Annotated in this window: 18 protein-coding genes; 6 read left to right on the top strand and 12 right to left on the bottom strand. The window is 58.3% G+C overall.

Annotated elements, in window-relative coordinates; genetic code table 11:
* Positions 1-11 precede the first annotated feature (11 nt).
* The 6 genes from ASE71_RS29745 to ASE71_RS29720 all read right to left on the bottom strand — a co-directional run bounded on the left by ASE71_RS29745 (position 12) and on the right by ASE71_RS29720 (position 5800).
* Entirely contained in the window at positions 12-725 is a 714-nt protein-coding gene (locus ASE71_RS29745; protein WP_082566567.1) for a GntR family transcriptional regulator, read from the bottom strand.
* A gap of 89 nt (positions 726-814) precedes the next feature.
* Positions 815-1864: an AbrB family transcriptional regulator gene (locus ASE71_RS29740; protein WP_060521654.1), complete on the bottom strand. Its 1050-nt coding sequence runs from the start codon at positions 1862-1864 to the stop codon at positions 815-817.
* A complete protein-coding gene (locus tag ASE71_RS29735) occupies positions 1861-2775 on the bottom strand; it encodes a Bug family tripartite tricarboxylate transporter substrate binding protein (RefSeq protein WP_060521653.1) in 915 nt (304 codons plus the stop codon). The genes ASE71_RS29740 and ASE71_RS29735 overlap by 4 nt, the downstream gene beginning before the upstream one ends.
* 90 nt (positions 2776-2865) lie before the next feature.
* Complete coding sequence (locus ASE71_RS29730) at positions 2866-3768, bottom strand: isocitrate lyase/PEP mutase family protein (RefSeq protein WP_060635000.1); 903 nt, start codon at positions 3766-3768, stop codon at positions 2866-2868.
* Positions 3769-3796: 28 nt separating this feature from the next.
* The gene (locus ASE71_RS29725; RefSeq protein WP_060521651.1) at positions 3797-5308 is read right to left on the bottom strand and encodes a tripartite tricarboxylate transporter permease; all 1512 of its coding nucleotides are present in this window, start codon (positions 5306-5308) and stop codon (positions 3797-3799) included.
* Positions 5309-5323: 15 nt separating this feature from the next.
* Positions 5324-5800 (bottom strand): tripartite tricarboxylate transporter TctB family protein, encoded by a 477-nt coding sequence (locus ASE71_RS29720; RefSeq protein ID WP_060521650.1) that lies wholly within the window; start codon positions 5798-5800, stop codon positions 5324-5326.
* 186 nt (positions 5801-5986) lie between these two features.
* On the opposite strand from ASE71_RS29720, the gene ASE71_RS29715 reads away from it, so the two are divergent.
* The 6 genes from ASE71_RS29715 (at position 5987) to ASE71_RS37695 (ending at position 13161) form a co-directional block, all read left to right on the top strand.
* Positions 5987-6955 carry an isocitrate lyase/PEP mutase family protein gene (locus ASE71_RS29715; RefSeq protein WP_060521649.1) on the top strand — a complete coding sequence of 323 codons (969 nt, stop codon included), beginning with the start codon at positions 5987-5989 and terminating at the stop codon, positions 6953-6955.
* 167 nt (positions 6956-7122) lie between these two features.
* Entirely contained in the window at positions 7123-7566 is a 444-nt protein-coding gene (gene panD, locus ASE71_RS29710) for an aspartate 1-decarboxylase (protein WP_060521821.1), read from the top strand.
* Positions 7567-7973: 407 nt separating this feature from the next.
* The gene (locus ASE71_RS29705; protein ID WP_162251918.1) at positions 7974-8945 is read left to right on the top strand and encodes a heparin lyase I family protein; all 972 of its coding nucleotides are present in this window, start codon (positions 7974-7976) and stop codon (positions 8943-8945) included.
* A gap of 41 nt (positions 8946-8986) precedes the next feature.
* Positions 8987-10171: a serine hydrolase domain-containing protein gene (locus tag ASE71_RS29700; protein ID WP_162251916.1), complete on the top strand. Its 1185-nt coding sequence runs from the start codon at positions 8987-8989 to the stop codon at positions 10169-10171.
* A 129-nt stretch (positions 10172-10300) separates the two neighbouring features.
* Complete coding sequence (locus ASE71_RS29695) at positions 10301-12412, top strand: DNA/RNA non-specific endonuclease (RefSeq protein ID WP_060521646.1); 2112 nt, start codon at positions 10301-10303, stop codon at positions 12410-12412.
* A 332-nt stretch (positions 12413-12744) separates the two neighbouring features.
* Positions 12745-13161, top strand: a complete 417-nt coding sequence (locus ASE71_RS37695) for an NUDIX domain-containing protein (RefSeq protein WP_113544690.1) — start codon at positions 12745-12747, stop codon at positions 13159-13161.
* Between the two features lie 103 nt (positions 13162-13264).
* On the opposite strand, the gene ASE71_RS29685 is transcribed toward ASE71_RS37695, so the two are convergent.
* The 6 genes from ASE71_RS29685 to ASE71_RS29660 form a co-directional block, all read right to left on the bottom strand.
* Positions 13265-14341: a hypothetical protein gene (locus ASE71_RS29685; protein WP_060521645.1), complete on the bottom strand. Its 1077-nt coding sequence runs from the start codon at positions 14339-14341 to the stop codon at positions 13265-13267.
* A gap of 120 nt (positions 14342-14461) precedes the next feature.
* Positions 14462-14959 carry a hypothetical protein gene (locus ASE71_RS29680; protein ID WP_060649563.1) on the bottom strand — a complete coding sequence of 166 codons (498 nt, stop codon included), beginning with the start codon at positions 14957-14959 and terminating at the stop codon, positions 14462-14464.
* A gap of 147 nt (positions 14960-15106) precedes the next feature.
* On the bottom strand, positions 15107-16543 hold the full coding sequence (locus ASE71_RS29675; RefSeq protein ID WP_060521643.1) for a ThiF family adenylyltransferase: 1437 nt from the start codon (positions 16541-16543) through the stop codon (positions 15107-15109).
* Complete coding sequence (locus ASE71_RS29670) at positions 16540-16956, bottom strand: hypothetical protein (RefSeq protein WP_058326026.1); 417 nt, start codon at positions 16954-16956, stop codon at positions 16540-16542. Before ASE71_RS29670 ends, ASE71_RS29675 begins: the two co-directional genes overlap by 4 nt.
* Before the next feature lie 2 nt (positions 16957-16958).
* Entirely contained in the window at positions 16959-17651 is a 693-nt protein-coding gene (locus ASE71_RS29665; protein WP_060521642.1) for a multiubiquitin domain-containing protein, read from the bottom strand.
* 87 nt (positions 17652-17738) lie between these two features.
* The gene (locus ASE71_RS29660) at positions 17739-21083 is read right to left on the bottom strand and encodes a UvrD-helicase domain-containing protein (RefSeq protein WP_060521641.1); all 3345 of its coding nucleotides are present in this window, start codon (positions 21081-21083) and stop codon (positions 17739-17741) included.

Raw genomic sequence — 21083 nt, 5'->3', positions numbered from 1 at the left:
CACCTAGACTATCACTCGGCTTTGAAGCCCATAGCCTGCAGCCGTCGTATCCGGGCGCTTGCCACATGACGTCTCATCATGATCTCCGCAAGGTCAGGATCGCGATCTTCGATGGCGTCGCAAATCCGCTTGTGCTCGACGACTGCCCGCTGGCGCAAGCCGGGATTGTCATTTCTGCTGCGATATAGGCGGAGCAGGGGGTACAACTCCGCGCAGAGGAGTTGGATCAGCAGTTCATTTCTGCTTGCTTGTGCGATGCGGAAGTGAAAGTCGCGGTCAGCCGTCCCGAGTGCGTTGTGCTGCCCTGGCTCCAGGCCAAGCAGGCCAGCTTCATGGTGGCGAATGCCTTCCCTGAGTTCGTTCAGCTCAGTTTCCGTGATCTTTGTGGCCGCTTCGCGGGCGGCGAGGCCCTCGAGCATTTCGCGGACGCTGAACAGCGCATTGAGACGTTCCGGCGTGGCCTGGATAACGCGTGCGCCCTGATTGGCCGTGCGGGTTATAAGGTGACGCTCTTGAAGCCTATGCAACGCTTCCCGCAGCGGCCCGCGGCTGACGCCATAGCGTTGGGCCAGAGACGGTTCGCTTATCTTCGTGCCAAGCGGGAGTTCTCCCTGCAAGATTGCTTCAGTCAGGCGATGAAACAATTGCTCGGCCAGCGTTCCCTCGGCCGAAGATGGGGCAACCGCCAACTCCAATTCGTTGGTTTGGGTCGCAAGATCCTGCATCAAAACTGTCTCCTCATTCCGATCCGACATCCATGATACGACACGGCAATGTCGATGGTAAGCGCGGCGATTCAAGCTGCCGATCCACGTTAGCGGACGGCAAGGCGGTGCAACAGTGGCCCCATCACCATAATATAGAGGGTCCTAAACACGTGGCACGTGACCACGAAAGCGACTTCGAGCCCGGACGCCAACGCGATAACGGTCATTTCCGCAAACCCGCCCGGCGAAAAGGCCAGAAACAGAGCCATCGTCGGCTTGTTCACCAAGAGGCTGCAAAGGGTCGCGGCCAAAAGCGATATGCCAATAAGTATACCAGTCCAAAGGACGCCTTGGATAAGCGCAGTGTGAGCCTCCTTTGAACCTATTCCCGCAAGGCGCGCCCCTGTGATGCAGCCAATCATCACCTGCATCGCGGCGACCAGCCAGCTTGGCGGCGTCGCCGAAGATACCCCCGTTCCGTGGACAATTGCGCTCAAAATCATGGGCGCAAGCATGAGGCCGCCGAAGGACCTCAACGGCCTTCCGATGACATATCCAACTATAGCGCAGGCCCCAAGCACACCCCAGTCGCTGAACGAAATTGTGCCGTGCGGGTTCCCTGCCATTCCTGGGCCGGTGCCGCGGAGATCGACGTCAGTCAGCATCGTTAGCACGAAGGGGATCGTGACAACGACAACAATGATCCGGACAGAATGTACCAGGACGAGCTTTCTGACATCAGCGCCGAACTGCGCGCCCAACATGGTCATCTCGCCAAGTCCACCGGGCATGGAGGCAAAGAGGGAAGTGGGTCTGTCGTAGCCGCACGTGCGGAAGTAGACGAAGCCGGAAGACGTCACCGTCGCGAAAAAAACCAGAAGAATCGGGACGAGGATCCACAATTCGCTGAAGGTGCTGACGACCTGGGGGGTGAACGCGCTTCCGGCTACCACGCCGATAACCGGCCGAGCGCCGTAGCGGAAGACGCCTGGAAGCATCCACCGGGTGCTTGCTGTTGCTATCAGCGCTGCGGCAAACATCGCGCCCAGTGTCCACGGCAAAGGCAAGTGCAGCAGGCGGAAGACGAATCCGCCCGCTGCACCGGCCAACAACACAATGGTCGCGGACCACAGCTTATGAACGGTAAGCAGCGTCATTGCTGAGGAGACAAGCCCAAGTCGGCGAGGATTTCCTTTGCGTTGGCAGTCTCGCTGGCGATGAATGCCTGATAATCAGATTCTTTCAGATGCATGTCGATCCAGCCGCGGTCTTTCAGGATTTGCTTCCACCGGTCCGAAGCCACGAGTTTTTCGATCAGAGCCGAGATTGCACCTGCCTGGTCGTCGTCCAAGCTCTTGTGTACCGACACTCCCCGCCAGTTCGCGAATACCACGTCGTAGCCAAGCTCCTTGAGGGTCGGCGCGTCGACGCCGGGGAGACGCTCGGGCGATGCCACCGCGAGGATGCGCATCTTTCCAGACTCGACCTGCGTGAGGAAATCTTGAAGCCCGCCACCGACGACGGTAGCCTGGCCGTTCAGAGCCGAAACAACGACCTCGCCGGTATTGGGATGCGGGATGAAGTTGACCTGCCGCGGCTGCATGCCGGCCTGCTTGGCGAGACGGGCGAAGAAAATGTTCTCCGTCGACCCCGGCGAACCGCCGCCCCAGGCAACACTGCCGGGATCAGCTTTGAACTGCTCCATCAGGTCCTTGAACGACTTTACCTCGGAGTCCGCCCTGACGGCGATGACCTCGTATTCACCGGCAAGCCGTGCCAACGGTCGGACGTCCGCCAGGGAAACCGGCGTCTTGTTGGTCAGCGGAAAGAAGACAGTTCCGGCACCTTGCACTACGACGGCGTCGCCGTTGCCTTCTTTGGTGGTCACGAATTGGGATAGCGCGACCATGCCGCCACCGCCAGGTACGTTCACGACCTTCACCGAGGGCACGAGCTTTTCGTGGCGGACAGTGTCTTCAATCGCGCGGGCAACCTGGTCAAGACCGCTACCGGGACCGCCGGGGACCGTGATGTCGAGGGCTTTGATGTCCTGTGCGCTGGCCTGCATGAAAGGGGTTGCAAGGCAACCTGTAATGAGTGCGATTGCTATTCTACGTGTAATCATCGATCTGAACCTCCCATGTCGATGTAGCAGTGATCACTTGAAGGCGCTCGCCGCCTCCAGCAGACGCCTGGCCTCCTCGCGGTATCCCGCTTCCTCGGCCATGCTTCGTTCCAGTCCGACGACCTCGTTGTAGTCGTCGAGCTTCATTAGCCTTCGCTCCACCGCGGCCAGTGATTGCGTGCTGGCCAAGGTGGACAAGGTTTCACTGACCGCCTGTGCGGCGGCGAAAAGGGAAATGGACGGCAGGCTGATAGTGCCGACGTTCAACCGGCGTAAATCTTCAATGTCGGCGAGGCGACTTCCTGCCGCCTGCGACAAGGTTGCTGCGAATTCGCATGGGACCTCGGCTACAGCGCGCGCAATCTCCGTCGGACGGTCCACGCCTTGTGGCTTGGCGATATCTGCGCCCGCGTTCAGGAAAAGGCGGCACCTGTCCAATGCTTCATCAAGACCCATCACGCCGCGTGCGTCTGTGCGGGCAATGATTACCAAGTCCGGATCACGTCGAGCGGCGATGGCTGCGCGAATCTTGGCCAACATCTCCTCGACCGGAATGATGTCTTTACCTGGAAGGTAGCCACATCGGTTCGGAAACCGCTGATCACTGATCATGATGCCGGCCGCCCCGGCCGCCTCGAACATCCGCACCATCTGTGTGACGTTATGCACGTCGCCGAATCCGGTGTCGGCGTCAACCGACACGGGAAGGTTCACCGCAGCACAGATTCTTCCGTAGTGATCTGCGTAGTCGCGCATGTTGGATTGGCCGATATCAGGACCGCCGAGCATCGCCCCGATGGCTGCGAAACCGCCGGCCCCGATCACCTTGAAACCCGCGCCCTCTGCCAATCGGGCGGAAAGGGCATCGTAGACACCAGGCATGATGTGTCCTGACCGGTCTTTAATCAGCCGGCGGTAGGTCGTTCTATGTGACATGGATAGCTTCCGTCGTTGGCAGCGAGGTCTATTCGTGGTTCGCAAGCGGCGTGGCCTGTTGCCGTGCCCGCATTCGGGCAACGACGGGGACGACCAGGATTGTAAAGGTGAGGGCAAGCATCACTGCCGAGGCCGGGTGTGTCAGAAACACCGACCAGTCGCCTTGGCTGATCGCGAGTGAGCGACGCATCTGCTGTTCGATCATCGGTCCGAGGATCAGGCCAAGGATGCACGGGACGATCGGCACTTCGAGCACTCGGAACAGAAATCCGACGATACCAATGATCCAAAGAAGTACCAGGTCGAAGGCATTCCCGTTGAGGCTGTAAGTTCCGAGCGAAGCAAGGACGAGGATGCCGCCATAGAGCCACGGCTTGGGAATGCTCAACAGGCGTACCCACAGGCCGACCATGGGCAGGTTCAAGACCAGTAGGAGCACGTTGCCGATGTAAAGGCTGGCGATCAGGCCCCAAACCAAGTCAGCGTTGGTTTCGAACAACATCGGGCCGGGCCTCAGACCATACTGCTGGAAAGCTGCAAGCAAGACCGCTGCGGTTGTCGATGTCGGTAATCCAAGCGCCAGGAGCGGCGAGAGAGCCCCTGCAGCCGAAGCATTGTTGGCTGCCTCCGGACCTGCCACACCTTCTATGGCACCGTGTCCGAATTGCTCGGGCCGCTTCGAAAGCTTTTTCTCCAGCGTGTACGAAAGGATCGTCGGAAGCTCACTTCCACCGGCCGGGATTGCACCGATCGGAAAACCGATCACGGTGCCTCGCAACCAAGGCTTCCACGAGCGGGCCCAATCCTCACGGCTCATCCACATGGAACCTTTCAATGCGTGTATTTTGTCGGGCAGGCCGCCCTCGCGAGAAGCGACGAACAGGGTTTCGCCTACGGCAAACAGGCCGACCGCAACTACAACGGTATCAATGCCGTCAAGGAGTTCGACAATTCCGAACGTGAAGCGCTCTTGGCCGGTCTGGGGGTCAAGGCCAACAGCACCCAGGAAAAGACCGAAGAAGAGCGCGCCGATACCAAGCCCTACCGAACGCCCAAGCACGGTCGTCACCGTCGCGAGCGAAAGGATCATTAGCGAGAAGTAGTCGGGTGCGGTCAGTTTGAGGGCAACGTCGACAAGCAACGGGGCGGCGAATGTCAGTCCTATGGTCGCGACGGTTCCGGCGACGAACGAGCCAATTGCGGCTGTCGCCAATGCCTGTGCCCCGCGGCCGCTACGGGCCATGGCGTTGCCTTCCAACGCGGTCATCATAGCACCGGCCTCACCCGGCGTGTTGAGCAGGATAGAGGCCGTGGACCCGCCATACTGGGCACCGTAGTAGATGCCAGCGAACATGATGAATGCCGAGATGGGATCAAGCCCAATTGTGAGCGGCATCAGCAGCGCGACAGTAGTCGCAGGGCCAATACCCGGAAGCACGCCGATCGCAGTGCCCAAGGTCACGCCGATCATCGACCATGCGAGATTGCCAGGCGTCAGCGCTACCGAAAAGCCGTGCAAGAGCGAATAGAATGTTTCCACGTCGTCCTCCCGTGGTCACTTAGAATTCGGAAAGAAGGTTTCGAAGACGCCGATCGGCAGATCGAGGCCCAGAACCCAGCTGAAGGCGACAAGGATCAACGTCGAAAACACCAAGCCGATGGCACCGTTGAGCACAATGCGGCGATCGCCGAAGGCCCAGCTTCCGGCTGCAAAGACAATGGCTGCCATTGGCACCCAGCCGAGCTTCTTGATGAAAAATGCCTCGAGCAACAATGCCGCCGAGATAACGATGACCGGACGAAAGTCCACAGGCACTTGACCGTCCTCAGGCGATGTTGCGCGCACGCTTTCCAGAATTACCAGGAGTGCCGAGACCACAAATCCTGCGCCGATGATTGTGGGGAAGACGGTCGGCCCAACAGCGTCGTAACTGAATCCCGTCGGTATCCGAGAAGCGCTGATGATTACGGCGACACCGACAAGCAGCATCGCGATGCTGAACACGGCAAGAGGCCGGTTTTGAATGGTCATTTCATTCCTCCACGAAAGCAGGGCTCCCGACCTTGCCTTTCCGTTTAGATCTCATTCATTGGAAAGATTGTCAACACTTTTGGCAATGGACGACCAATAACCTGCCAAAAACGCCGAGATTTGCCGGAAAGTGTTGACATATTGAAGGCTGCGTGACATTTCGTTTGTCATCAACGGGAGGCACGCATGCACTTACGCGAAACTGTAATCTCTGGCCGCATGAGCGCAGAACTACGCCGACAACTGCGGGAAGACATAAAGCCGCTTGTCGCTATCTCGGGCGCGACGCCACATCATGCGCAGCTGGCAGAGGCGGCCGGATTCCGCCTGTTCTTCCATTCCGGCTCGCAGGCAGCTGCGCACATTCTGGGTATGCCGGACGCGGGTTTAATGACGCTATCGGAAGCGTCCGAAAACATTCGGCGGATATGCCAATCGATCTCGATCCCGGTAGTCGCGGATTGTGAGACCGGCTTCGGCAACGTCGTAAACACCACTCGTGCCGTCTACGAGTTCATCAGTGCGGGCGTCTCTGGGTTCTTCCTCGAAGACCAGACTTTCCCTAAGCGTTGCGGATTCACGAAAGGGGTCGAAGTCGTGCCGATCGAGGAGGCAACGGCAAAGTATCGAGCCGCCTGTGCGGAGCGCGATCGGCTCGATCCGGATGTAGTCGTCATCGCGAGGACCGATTCACGGGCCTCTGTGGGTGGGAGCGTGGATGAGGTGCTCCGGAGATGCGAGGCTTACCTTGCTGCTGGCGTAGATATGCTCATGGTCATGGCGCTCCAGAGCCGGGAGGAAATGCGGCGGGTGACCGAGGCCTTCCCAGATCAGCACATTTACATCAACGCGAGCGCGGTCAAGCCTTCGCTGTCAGCCGCTGAATATGCGGAAATTGGCGTGTCCACCTACAACATCTCGATCTCGAAAGTCGCGCAGTTGATGATGGAGCGGTTCCTCCGGGATTGCAAAGAACGCCAGGCGGATGCCTTCAACGAGTTTATGGATACCCAGAAGGATTCAAAACTAGGCACCTTCTCGTACCTTGATCTGACGGGGTTCCCCGCAGTCGTTGAGCTGGAGAAGCGGTTCTTGCCGACGGCAAGCTTGCAAAAATATGACACGTCACTGGGGGAGTACGATCCGCGGGGGTAGTACTCATCGGAGGCCTGACGCACTCGGCGAACCGGGATGGTCACGAAGGCGACGCCTTGTTCCAAGGCGCGCCCCTTCACTCTCGCAGAGCCTTGCTGTCTGCGACCTCTTTCGTTCTTGCGGATGAAGCGCTAATAAAGCCGCCGCTGCATTGGACGCGGGGGATCATGAGAAAGCTAGTCGCAGGTAAACTTCACGGCATCCGTGTCACCGACGCCAATCTGAACTATCATGGCTCCATCACTCTCGATCCGGATCACTGTGAAGCAGCTGGTATCCTCCCGATGGAGTTCGTCGAGATCTGGAACAAGAATTCCGGAGCGCGCATATCCACCTACGTGATCCTCGGTGAACGTGGCTCGAGGTGCTGCATCCTCAACGGAGCTGCCGCACGCACCTGCCAGGCCGGCGACCAGGTCATCATCTGCAATTCCGTGTACTTGGACGACGCTCAGATAACGTCCCTGAAGCCGCGGATACTCACCTTCGACGACGACAACAACATCGGCAGTCGCCTTAGTTACTCCGTGAGCGTCGACGCTGAAGGTCGCTACAGGTTCGACATTTTGGATGACAGCGGGGAGACGCAGCCCATACCGCTGCGCGCCTAGCGATCAGGGTCACATTTCGGGCTCTGGCCAAAACTGTCTGCTCGTCGCTATCCAGCTTGCCGGCCCACATCGGATTCTGGTGATGTAGAGAGTGACCGCTTGCCAGCGTCAAGCACGCATTCTCCGAGCGATACGAGCCATATAGGAGCCGCACTAGGTCACGTCCTTTCCGTAAATCGAATTGCTCGCCACGGTTACATGAGCGTCTCGACATCCGTTAATGTTGTGTTAGCCTTTCATCATGCGAGGGGCACGCGATGAGAGTTTCGACACTGGGGATTTGGCGGGCGGGCACAAGATTGCTGGCGTCCATGTTGTTGTTGAGCGCACCCAACGCGCTCGGGAGTAATCTTGACGACGAGTTTGCGGAAGGCAGCCTCGTTAGATCCCATTGGTGTACGTGCCAAATGGATGAACAACTGCTCTCTTTTCCCATGGATGAGGACGGAAGCGGCGATTTCATCGCTCGCATCACGGTCGACAAAACGATCACCGGCGAAAAGAAGTGCGACGTTGCGGCGTGCGCGAAGTTTGAGGTGGAATTCGAGCCAAGCCAGGGAGAGCCGCTGGGACCAAGCTTTATGCTCGAACCAAGGCTGGGGATTACCGCTGAGGCCGGAATGCCGAAGAAAAGGAACCCCTATTGCCCGTTCGACGACCCATTTGACAAGCGGTGTATGCAGCGTCAGGAGATGCGTCTTACGAAGACCTACCAATATCCCTTTGAGCAACTCGTCGATTACACGATCCGGTTCCGGATGCCGAAGGAGGTGGGCAACGAAACGGATTCACTCCGTTGGGTAATCGCTCAGTGGAAGCAGGAACCTGCGCAGCAGGTGGCGGACGCTGCCCAAGCCAACGCAGTAAAGAACGCTGGGCAGGCGGCTGAACCAGAGGAAGTGTGGGAACCCAGCCCGTTCCTGGCACAGCGATACGATGATGGCGTCCTGCATGTGACGGTCCAGGATGGCGACTGCCGTTGCATCGTCGCATCAGAAAAGAAACTAGCCAGTTGGACGCACGGATGGGCGAACGGGAAATCGCCGCCGGACTGCAGGTTCACCTTCCCGTCGGTGCTCGAAGACACCCAGTGTGTGAGCTCCCTAATACTCGAGTTTGATGGCGAGCCGAAACTGACAACCGCAAAGGATGTCTGGACCGAGCTGAAGTATGAGGTCAGGCCAGGTCGCAAGGGATCCGGAGGCTCGATCGTCTTAGTTCAAGACGGCAAGCTCGTCGTCAAGGTAACGGGAAAAATTGGATATGACGATGTCCCGGACAAACCGCCAAAGCAAAAATTCAAGATCGGCCACTACCGCGACATCATGAACTCCACGGACTACATGGATATCGACCGAGTATCGGTTGTTGCCAAATGAGTAAGTCCGTCCCGCGGTTCAGGCCCAAATTGTGGTCAATAGTGATCGCCGTCCTGCTTTGGCTGCCGGGAGAGCAATCCGCTGCGGCCACGCGCAACAAGGACATCCACCCACCGCCGAAATCGATCGATTTGCCCGATGACGCCAAAATCGGCGAAATCACCTACACGTGCAAGGGCGGAACAGCGAAGTGCCGAATATCCGAATTCATGGAGTCGGCAAAAGTATGTGCTCTACTCGTCGTTAGAGATGAGAAGTACCGCATCGAAAAGTTTGGTTCCCCAGAGTTCTGCGACGAAGACGGCGAGATCAACGAACGAAAGAAGCTGTATGGAGTGGCTTCCGTAGCTAAGTCGATCACGTCGACGTTGCTGGGTCACGCAATTGCGACGACACAAGGCGCACGAACACGTCAGGATTTCGAGGCCGTTGTTCGACGGCCGGTGGGCCACTATGTGCCCGATCTGCACCGTTTTATTCCGAGCGCATATGCCAATGTTCCGCTCGACCAAGTTCTGCGCATGCGATCCGGTGTCTTCTGGACCGAGTACGGTTGGAACGGCTTCTCTTCCGGTGCGGATTTCTTTAGGCAAATGGTGAGAAAGAGGCAGGAGAGCGTTCTGGAATTCTCCCACCGCTACGTTCTCCGGAAGCCCTGGTCGCCAACCTTCAATTACTCGGCCCTCGATGCGGCGATCGCGGCACAGGCCGCAGACGAGATGTTGGGCCGAGTGCGATTGACGGAGTTCCTAGAAACCGGAATATGGGCGGCAATTGGGGCTGAATCCATAGCGACTTGGGCTGTCGATAAATCGGAAACGGCGATCGGTCCCTGCTGCTTCAAAGCAACGGTCGGAGACCTTGCGCGTTTCGGGTTGCTGGTTCTGCGACGCGGAAAGGACTGCCGCGGGAACGAGATCATTCCCGAGGCTTGGTTCGATATCGCAACGAAAAGCAGGGGGGATGTCGACAAGATCCCACCCAAGAACCAATCTGCTAATGCGAACTGGCCGTTGCACTACGGCTATTTCTGGTGGCTCAATCCCGAAGGCACCGACTTCTCCGCCATCGGGCGAGATGGGCAATTCATCCATATCTTCCCCGACAGCAAGACAGTGGTCGTCCAGATCAGTGATTGGGGCGCCTGGACAAATGGTGACGCATTACAGGTGGAGTCATTCGAAGCCCACAAGGCGCTGGTTTCGGCAATTGGGAGGTTGCCCTGATGCCTGACGCACAAAGTGCGGACATCGAGCAGTCAATGCTAAGACGTGGCGTCGATGCCATCTCAGAGGACGCCGTAAAAGTACTGTCTTAAACTTATAGTAGTGAATTCTGCAACAGGGGGAGCTGCTATGAAGCTTGCCGAACTTGATCTCGAACGGTTTGCGCCCGAGGCTCCTAGCGCAGGTCCCATTCCCGCGGATCCGCCATCGGCGACCTTGGTAGAAAGGCGTTATCGGTTCCTAACAGCCGACGGTCAAACGGCAACCCCATTGGAACAGGAGGCGCTATTTGGCACGAATGATCTCGTCGAAGTCAGCTTTCTCGAGCGGTGCATGCTGGCTCGAACATGCGTCGGACGAATCCGGATCCGAAGCGGCGGAAGGCAGGGTTGGGCTACGGGCTTCCTGATAGCACCGGGACTGGTGCTGACCAATCACCACGTTTTCCCGGAGCAGGACTCCGTAGGTTCGTCGCGGATTGGGTTTGATTCTTGGTTCGATGTCGCCGGACAGCGTCCGGCTGATCCCGACGAGTTCGAACTTAGACCCGACCTCTTTTACGTGAGCTTGAAGGCGCTCGACTATGCCGTCGTGGCGATCGCGGAGAAGTCCGCTCAAGGTCAGGACATCCGCACCCGGCGCTTCCTGCGACTTATTCCAGAGAGCGGGAAGGTAAAGCAGGACGAGTTCGTGACGCTTCTACAGCACCCAGATGGTGCTCCCATGCAAGTCGCCTTGCGCGAGAACAAAGTCATCCGCGCAAACCCGAACGAGGAATACCTCTGGTACAAAGCGGACACAGCGCATGGGTCTTCTGGCTCTCCGGTTTTCAATGACAGCCTTCAGGTCGTCGCACTTCATGCAAACGGCCGCATCGTAAGAGATGCGAACGGTCGGATTGCCCTTGCCAGCGGCGGCTGGGCCGACAACGTCGACGGCTTGACTGAAACGGAAGTGGTCTGGGAGGCAAACGTCGGTTTCCGGGCCAGCCGTATTGCGCAGGATCTCGTCGCCCAGTGCCGACAGCAATGGCCAGGCAGGCTTTCCGAGATTGAGGCCGCCATGCTGGGTGGCGACATCATGTCCAGTGTTATCAAGGCAGAAGAGGGCGAGGAAGCTGGCGTCGCCGAGGGAGGCGGATCTGGACCGTCCGAGGAGGAATTTATGGCAGACAGTGGGGAAGGGAACGGCCAAAAGGTATCTACCTTGGGCTCCGGAGGCGTCGTGATCCCGCTGCAGCTTCATGTGACCCTGAGCGTCGCGGGAGTTGCGTCAACGGTCGCCCAAACCAGTTCACCTGAACTAAAATCGCTGGAGAGCGAAGCGCTCGAGATGCGCATGCCGGTCATTTACGACGGCTTGCCTCAGCGTCGCGGGTTTCAAGCCCGGTTTCTCGACTCCAATCGGGACGTTCCCGCGCCGAAGCTGACAAAAGCCGGCGAGGAAATAGTTGCTCCGCTCATCGATGGTTCGGGAACGGAACTGAAATACCAGCACTTTTCCGTCTGGATGCACAGCGAGCGCAGATTGGCTCTCTACACGGCTGCAAATGTTGACTGGCGGAAGCGACGTAAGACCGTCGACGGCAAGCCGGTTACCCGGGCAAGCCTTGCCGGCTGGTCGGCGGATGACAAGATCGCCGAACTGTGGGCCGCTGACCCACGAATTGAGACCCGGTACCAATTGCCGGACGCATTCTACACCGAGGATCGTGGAGCATTTGACAAGGGGCACATCACCAGGCGGGACGACGTCTGTTGGGGCAAGACCTTCGAAGACATTCAGATGGCGAACGGAGACACCTTTCACGTCACCAATTGCTCACCGCAGGTCAAGGAGTTCAATCAGGGGAAGTTCGGTGAGGAGAATTGGGGCGATCTCGAGGACGCAATAGCCCGGATCACTAAGGAGGATGCACAGGCCGCTTGTATTTTCGCCGGTCCGGTCTTTCGCGGCGATGATCGTTGGTTCCGCGGCAAAGATGACCAAGGTGCTGCCCGGGTACAGATCCCCAGCCGCTTCTGGAAAATCGTTGTGGTGAAGGGACAGCAGGACTTCGAAGCCTACGGATTCCTATTGGAGCAAGATGTGCGGAAGGTGACGGAGGAGGAATTCTATGTCACGGACGAATGGCTGGCTGCCTGGAAGCCGATCTCCGCGATACAGGAACTGATGCGTGGCTGGCTTGATTTCGGAGACATTGCCCGTTGCGACAAGCATTCTAAAGCTGGCGAAGCTTGACATGAGGAGGCAGATCGCGATGCCTTTCAAGGCATCGGACTGATCGGCTAACGGAGGCGACGTCAGCTAGCTGGGAACCCTGATACAGAACCGAATGTCCGTGCCGTTGCCTGCGGGCCGTCTCGTCTGCAATCAGGTGTTTAGCCCGAAATCGCAAAGCAGGCGGACTCGGTGACCCTCGGTTGCAGAGCCGCCCAAAGTGGGGCCGTTCGATCCGTTCATGGCCCGCTTTGAGGCGCGCGCTGTTGAGTTCGGCGACCTTCCGTCATAGAACTGGGACATAAGCCGAGCCTTCATCCGTTTTTCCAGTCGTCTCAATGAAGTGACCGACGATGCAAACGATACTCGTGTCTCGCCTGCCAATCGATGCAATCACTCCTCGGCCTGCGCCGCGCACGGTCGAACAGGCTGGCGCTATCTGTTATCGTAGAGCGCGCGGTGCCGACGGATATGACGTGCTGCTGATTTCGGGTAGGAGCAGCGGGCGCTGGGGCATCCCAAAGGGGCACCTGGAAACTGGGGAGTCGACGAAAGCCGCAGCTGCCCGGGAGGCATTTGAAGAGGCGGGCATCGTTGGAGTTCCGACGGAACATTCGGTGGGCATGTTTTCGTATCTCAAAGACGACAGCGCCAACGTGTACCGGGTTCGCGTACACTTGATTGCAGTGCACTCGGTGGCCCCGACTATCCGGAAAGGACCGTTCGAGCGAGCCGCTGGGTACCTGCGCCCGTTGCAGCCTACGAGGTAGGTCAGGTCGGCCTCCGGAGTCTTCTCATCCGGATATTGGGGTAGCGACTGCGCAAAAATGGTGGCGTTCAGGTACACTTCGGTGCCCCCTCCACGCAGGTTCGCTATGGCTGCCGAGGTCCAAGCCAACGACCTATAAAGCCGACATAGTCCTGATCCTGGTGCCGAGGCAATCTAATGGCAACAGGAATTTCAATCGGCGTGCCGCCACCTATTGTTATCAACAAGCGTTTCGTCCATCGAGTTCTTGACGTGCCTGCCGCGTTGAATGCTTGCAACTGTGCCAAGAGATTGTCATCGAGTTGTTTGAGCTTAGGGTAGTTCTTACAGGCTAGTGCCGTGTGCACTTCCCACAGGTATTCGCGAAAGCACCTTCCTTCCCAACCAGACCGTATATCCAGTATCGCATCCCCCACTGATATGGCTAACTTTGCGCCCTTGATCTTGTCGATGATCATCTCGAATATCGGTGGGAGAGGGGCGGTCAGTAGCTGCGGTGTGTGTGAGCCGACAACGTCCTGGACATATCCGATCGCGGGCTTCGCATCGACGACTTCGGCAGTAGAAAGTGGTAGTGCCCCTTGGAAGTCGTTCAGTGTTGACAAGTGAGCGTTAGATAGCTTGACCGGAGCGCCGCTCGCGCGTTGCACGTTCGCGTAAACAAACAATCTCTCGATGTTGCCCTGAGTGTCTGCGAATGCGGACGGAATCGCCCCTCTTTTGTCATCCTTGAACATCTGGTCGAACATTGCTTCCAGATAGCCGTCGAAATACCCATTTTGGCGGTCGTGCAGCGGCGAGCGCTCAAGGTAGAGTTCCGTCGGTGCCGCCTGCTGTTTGTAACTCTGAACCTGACAAATGGCCACCTCATAGACTTGAGGTTCGATGTCTACCACCTTCACCAGATTTTGGAGTGGCCCAAGGGCCTCCATGAGGTCACCAGTGCCGCGCCAGGTTTTCAAAGCCCTTTTGTCCAGGAAGATGTTCTCAAACGCGGCGAAGTCGCATAGCAACTCCGCAGCGTGGGGGGAGCCGGCATAGGCGTCGCGAAGTGCGTCGGCCACGAGAGGCGGGAATGGCCGAGTGAGATACTCTTTCAGTGTGAGCAGCGTGTCAGCGTGACTGAGCGTGAGCCAAAGCCCTTTGCGCTCTCTCACGGCGGAGAACGGGATTTCTTCCATCTTGCGCCCTCCAAAAAGCTAAGCCGAGCAACGATATCAGAAGGCCGAGTTAGGGTGGGCTCACAGCGCGAGGTCGCAGGCTTCCCCACGCTCGGGGGCACCCGCTGGCCTGTGGTTGTGTCAAACGTCCGGCGTCGTTTGATTCAAAGCCGCATCCCATTCTTCGATTTCCGTGTCGAAGCCTTGATTGGGCTCCAGATTGTTCTTGAAAATACTGTCGTCGGGAACGGGTCGGAGATCGCCCCTTGCCGCCTTGATGAGCGCGGCGACCTCCTCATGTGGCTCCCGGACGTACTGACGTTTGCCACCAATGTCGAAGGCGGAAAGTATACCGTCTTTGCGCTTTGACGGACCAACGGGCATCGGCCCGCTGGCTGCTTGGGCATTGAACCAAAATCGCTCGCCGACGGGTTGAGTCAAGCTGGAAAGGGTTGACAACTCAGCCTGCACCGCCGTTACGACCTCGGGCGGAAGCTCTTGCACGTATTCGGATTTATTCACATCGAGAAGCGTGTTGCCCAGGTCTTCATCGAAGCCCTTTATTGTTTTGCGAATCCGTAGCACTTTCGTGCCATCAAGCTCGAATTTCTGACCATTTGCCCAAGTGAATGTGATCATTTCGCCCTCCACCTCTTGGGGTTCTCCCGGCCGTACACGTTTGCAAGTGCAACTTGTATTAGAGAAACATAAAACTGCATCTCGGGCAAGCGGGGCGCTTTAACGGGGGCTCGCGTGCCGGGACTTTCGAGTCTTGACGCACTCCTTTTAGTCGATCATGGGTAGCGGCCAGTTCTGACCACGGCCAAACCGGGATTCGCGACCGCTACTGCAGTCGATGCAGTCGTCGTCTCGGCGAGGCGTAACAAAGCGAAGACGCCGTTCGAGCGGGCGAGCTTGTACGGTTCCCTGGAATGCTTCCGCCGCGGTCAGGCCCGTCATGTAGAATAGGAAGTCATTCGCGGCCTGCGAGGCACTAAGGCTATTTAGCGTTATCACACTCGGTGCAGAGGCATCGGCGCTGTCAACATAACGCTCTCTTTCACGCATTTCGGCCGAAGTGCTTTCCTCTCTGAGTTTGCGAGGGTCGATGGCTTGATTGCAAAGGAGGCAACCTCCAGCCGGCGTAACAAGCCGCGCGGCTGTATGGACGTTCACCACATCGCCAGTGATCTCTTCGACTTGGATCCGGCTTCCGAGCTGAACCCCTGGCACCAAGTACTGATGAACCAGGCTATTGAAGAGCAGTCGGGCGCGATGCCCGTCGGCCGCCAAAAAAATGTAGTCGCAGGTCTTGAGTGCATCGACGACAGCTTGGGTCTCCATCGAAGTGAAATGTCTCTCGACATGGGCACTCCGATTGGCGCGCTTGATAACTCTGCGAGAAAGGTCGACCTTTCGTGTGGCCAGCCTCGACCCCAGGCGTCGCAGCCACTCGGGACGTCCTTCGGCTGTGAGCCAGGACTTTGCATCCCATCCCGTCGCATCGACCAGCCTGGGGACGTTGCTGATTTGTACGCGATCAGGGTCGACGAGAACAAAAGAACCGACACCAAGCCTACCCAGTAGCTCAGCGAGGAGGGAGCCAACACCGCCGAGGCCGATAATGGCGACGCGGCTCTGCGAGAGGATTTCTTGGCCACGTTCCCCGAAAATCCGAACCTGTCGGTCATATCGTTCTCGCCTGACAGCATCGATGACGCGCGGGGCTGGCAGAAGCTCAGTCCGCCGAGGCCCGACGACGATCATCCGGCTGACGTCGAGGCGCTTACCGCCTGGCAACCAGATATCTCCGGCAACAGCTTCCTCGGCGAATACAAGAGACCCGACGGGCATACCCTCGACAAGGTCGAGAAGCGCGGGAAAACCCCGCTCATGGGATTCCAAGTCAACGTCGGAGAAGGCAACGCGGTTTCCCGGGCCATGATTGTGAACGGCGATGTAGACTAGCTTCTCGTCGCGACAACGCCGTGCCTGCTTGGAAATAAATGGTGCGATCAATTTGCGATAGCCGCGCGTTCCCGGCACCCAGTCCCTGCCTTCGACCGCCAAGACGACTTCGCGAACGGTCAGTACCGGGCCACCGGGCGTATGAATGAGGCCGGCATGCATCACGGCGCCATGTTCGTCGCCGTCACCGGGAAACAGATGCGCATGAAGCTTCGCGTACATTTCCGAAGAGACGCGGATTTCGCATTGGGTCATTGTTGTACCATCCATTTCAAAACAGTCTTGAGTTTGAGAAGCGGTGACTCGTAGGCAAACGATCCCCTATTTCGCTGCCGCCTTGAAACCATCACGGCGTCCCGGGTTTCTGTAGACGAGCCATCAGCGGGGAATCGCTGGTTGATGTGAAGTGGGCTTAGCAACGCCGTGCCGTCGATGCGGGACAGACTGCCCGTGACGTAAAACGGGTAGGTGTCGTCGTAGGGACAGGCATCCGAAAGATAAAAACCCACCCACGTTTTCGCTTGGTTGTAAGGGGGACCAAGCGGAACATCCTCGATGATAACGTTGGCCCCGCCGCCGGCGCTCGGCAGGACCTTCACGTCGCAATGGCGAAAGTGTTCGCGGATCGCCTGTATTGCCGAGGCGACGCCAGCCTTGAGTTCGGTCATCTTTAGCTGTCCTCGTGGTGGTCGACCGCGCCGAAGCGCTCGCAGCCTTCAATGAAGGTACGGTCGTCGTCACCGATGATCTGGGTGTCGCCCCCGCCCGCCGGTTCCTCGTCGAGGGTGAAATCGAGTTCGATCCTCACCCCCTGGGCGATGGCGGCGGACTTGATTTCCAGCCCGGTCATCCACCCGCGCGGCAGGTTGATCGGGTTGCCATTGACGGTGACCTTTACAACGGGCCGAGCGACGATGCGCAGACGCTCGGTACCGCTCTCGCCAAGCTGGATTTCACCGCCGTCATCGACGAACGCGTCGGGTCTGTCCTCGCGGTCGAGCTTGAAGACCTGGTCTTCGCCGATTTCGCAAATCCTACGGAGATCCGCCTCGTCGATAGAGGCCTCGCCCCAGTCGAAGCCACGTCCGTCCACCGTCAAGCGGTAGACACGGTCCGCGTGAAAGGCGCGAAAAACTTCTTCGCCCTTTTCGCCGAGGTCGGTCTTACGCTCGAGATCCAGCGCGAAGGTGCGGCGATCGGCAATACGGATGAGGACATACTCGTCCGCCGGATGGTTGCCGGATATATTAAGGATTTCGCGCGTATCGATATGGCGATCGTCCGATACGTACTCGTTGCCGTCCACAGTGAAGCGGAATGCCTTGCGGGCGTCGGTGCGGCTTTGCTTTTCTACCACAGTCATTTTGCAATTTCCTCTTGCAAGCGCAGCGCCATGCCGGGCTTTCAAAGAGTCAATCGTTGGGCGTGGTGGATTCCGGAACGGTGTCCGTTAACTTTTTTGGGGAGCGGGGCAGATAAAGAAGTGTTTGCAGCGCGGGCACTGAAAATCGCTTCGAATAGCTGGGTACAACCCGTCTTCCATGGCTTTGACCGCATCTTTAGCCGCCGTGACGCGGTTGCCTTTTTTCACAGGTGTCTGATCGACGGGACCAGCGGTGCCGTCGATAACGTGGAAAGTCTCAAGACGGAAACGTGCGCCATACTCCATCTGCGCACCCTCCAGTAGCAGTGAATACGAGATCCTGTCGGCCTCAGACGAAGAACGCTTTCCGGAACGTACAACGGTCAGGGTCGGGCTTTCCGCGGGCCCACGCACAAAGTCCGCAGCAACGTTGATGTCGCGGCCGCGTACCGAAACGACGAACGACTTGGCCTTGGCCGCCGACAGAAGCGTCGGGGTCAGATTTCCTAGCATCCTCTCTACCAGGTCTCGGTATGGCTTCTCGAAGGGATGCCCCGGCAGTTTTGTCTCGTTCCAGGCCCGCTCGAAGATTTGCCGCATCTCATCGCTGGTTAGTGGTGCGTCCGCTGCACGCGCCGCGTCAACGACGGCAAGGATGCATCCGTGGGCCTGCAGGTATGCAGAGCGCGCCATCGAGCCACCGAGTCCTGCCACTCGATCGTAGAAGAAGCGTCGAGGACATCGTTCGAAAGCCTCTATGTCGGCGGCTGTCAGAGTTGCCGGGACGTCCATGTCTGAAATGGGTTCGAGGCCACTTTGCGGAAAGATCCTCCGCAGCGGGGCGGGGCCATGCGCAGTAGAGATGGGCAGACGATCAAGGAACTTCGACGGATTGGAGTTCTTTCCGCCCGACATAGAAGGGCGATAAAGCTTGAGATACGACTTTGCCCGGGATAGAGCGACGAAAAACAAGCATTCCTCTTCTGCTTCGTGCGCGTCGACCTCTACGTTCTCCGCGATCATGCCCGCGACCGGAGGGCAGGCGTCCGGTCTGTTGGCGGCGGGGATCGCGCGCCGGGTCAATTGCGGCAGGTGGACCGCGTCGAACTCAAGGCCTTTGCTGGCGTGAATCGTCATCAGATTCACCCCATCGATATCTTGCATCTCGTCGGGCAGTCGTCGAAGCTCACGATCGTCTGAGAGCAGGACCAGATGGCGAATGCGTTCGAGGCCGCGCACGATCGGAGCCTTGCTGCCCCGCAACGGCATGGTTCTGAGAGCCTCGATCAATTGGCGAACCGCGGCTCGGCGCACGTCGTCGGATGGCATCTGTCCGCTCAATACCGTTGCGACATAGTCGCTTCGATTGAATAGGTAATCCATCAGCACGAACCAAGGAGTACTTCCCGGACCGTAGCCAGCGATTTGGCTCGACAGGATTGCCAGACTTCTTAACGATTTCTGATCCAGCCCCGTGACTTCGATCTGTCGATCAAGCAACTCCCGCACCGTGATTTCACGCGACGTGGCTTCCTGGATCACCCGCGCGAGTTCCGGGGCACGAAGGCCATATTCGGGAAACCCTCCCACCCGGAACACGCTGGAACCGTCATGCACAATAAGGGAAAGCAGCGACAGGAGATCTCGGACTTCGGGCCGATCGAAGAGGGGCCCGATGTACAAGACGGGGATACCGCGTGCCTCGAGTTCAGACCCTAACGTCGCCAGAGCGCCATTCGTGCGGGCGATGACCGCTTGATCTCTCAACGGGACGCCTTCGCGTTCCAGTTCCCTGATGTTCCCTGCGAGCAAGTCGATTTCGCCAGCGGGATCCGCTCCGATCGAAGTTGACGGACGGCTTGGTGCCTCGCCGCGATAAGCTCTCAGGTCGAGGGGCAGGGCATATGCCGAGACCAGCATTCTCGCCCCGAAAGATTTGAAGGTTGAGACGATCGGCTCTGTCGAGCGGTAGTTCACCTTGAGTTGCCCGCGGATGCCCTGGGGGTAGTCCCGGGTGAAACGGGCCATGTTTCTGCTTGAGGCGCCTCTGAAGCGATAAATCGATTGCCGTGCGTCGCCCACGACCCACAACCGCTCTCCTTCCCCTACGACCCCTTTGACCATCATGGCACTAGCGCGGTTGATGTCCTGGTATTCGTCGACGTGAACCCATTTGAATTTGGCGGCGAGCAGCGCCTGGAAGGACGGGTCGGACTGCATTTTCACCGCGGGCAGGCGGATCAAATCGCCATAGTCCACGGCTTGGATCGACTCCAGAATTCTCTGGTAATGCCTATAGACGAGAGCCACTTCTTTGCATTTTTCGGCAGCCTTCCAGGCGGCGGAGTCATTGCGGTCAGTGACTCGCATCATTTCCTCGGCCAGTTCGTAGTAATCGTCTGGTCCTACAAGTTCGTCTTTTGCCCTCGATATCGTCCTCAGGATGTCGCGTAGAGCCAGCGCCGGCTCAAACAAATTCTGCATGTGGACGATAGGGAGAGCGGGTAGGGCGTCTTCAAGGAGATTGATCGCCTCGCTCGTGTCGATGAGGCGCGGGTCTGGTGGGAGATTGAACCGCTCGTGATGCTTTCGGAGAAGTTCCAGACCAAAGGCGTGGAAGGTCCCCGTCCAGATATTGACCGCTTCGGGTCCGACCGCGCGCTCCACGCGGTCGGCGATTTCTTCGGCGGCCTTGTTTGAGAACGTAAGCGCCAGGACTTCGTCAGCGGTCGAATGTTTTTCGCCGAGCAGCCAAACGATGCGCTCGACCATGGTGTTGGTCTTTCCCGTTCCGGGGCCAGCTTCAAGCAGAAAAGGCGAGCCAATGTGCATCGCCGCCGTGTGTTGGGACTCGTCGAGCTCCTGGGGCGCTCGCGCCACCTTCTGCTTTGGTTCTGCCGGCTCCGGCAACAGAAGGGAGTCTGCTAATTGCTGGTAGACCGTTTCGAGCTTCAGCCCTAAGGCAGTTGCGATTTCCGCCGCGCGCAGGCCTTCCTGAAAGAGCCGGCGAGCGAGTCTTCGCGGCAACAGCAGTTCCCGGGCGAAGGTATTGGCCTGGGCTTCGCGGCGCTCCCGTTTGCTATAAGCCTCAACGCGCTGCACAGGATCACCCGCACCGGGGGCAGCGTAGGCGCGCTCAATCCGGACCTCGTTCTCGAGGTGAATAACGAAATGGGCGATCTCGTGCGCAATTACCTCCGCCTTTTCGTCCGTGGGGAGGGCCTTTGAGACAAAAATCGTCTGGTATTTCCGCTTGAGGACGCCCAAACCACCCGCAAGAACGTCATCATCTGCCGCCACTTCGTCGACCGTCAGTTCCTGATCGGCGAGCGTCCGGATTAGGACCTCCGACGCAGTCATCTGCTGGAAGCGCGGATCTATCTTCTCTCTTAGTCGATTTGCAGCGCGTCGGACGGCGTTGATGTTTTCCAT

Source organism: Ensifer sp. Root954, assembly GCF_001429005.1.
GTDB lineage: Bacteria > Pseudomonadota > Alphaproteobacteria > Rhizobiales > Rhizobiaceae > Ensifer > Ensifer adhaerens.
This window is presented reverse-complemented; position numbering and strand designations above follow the sequence as displayed.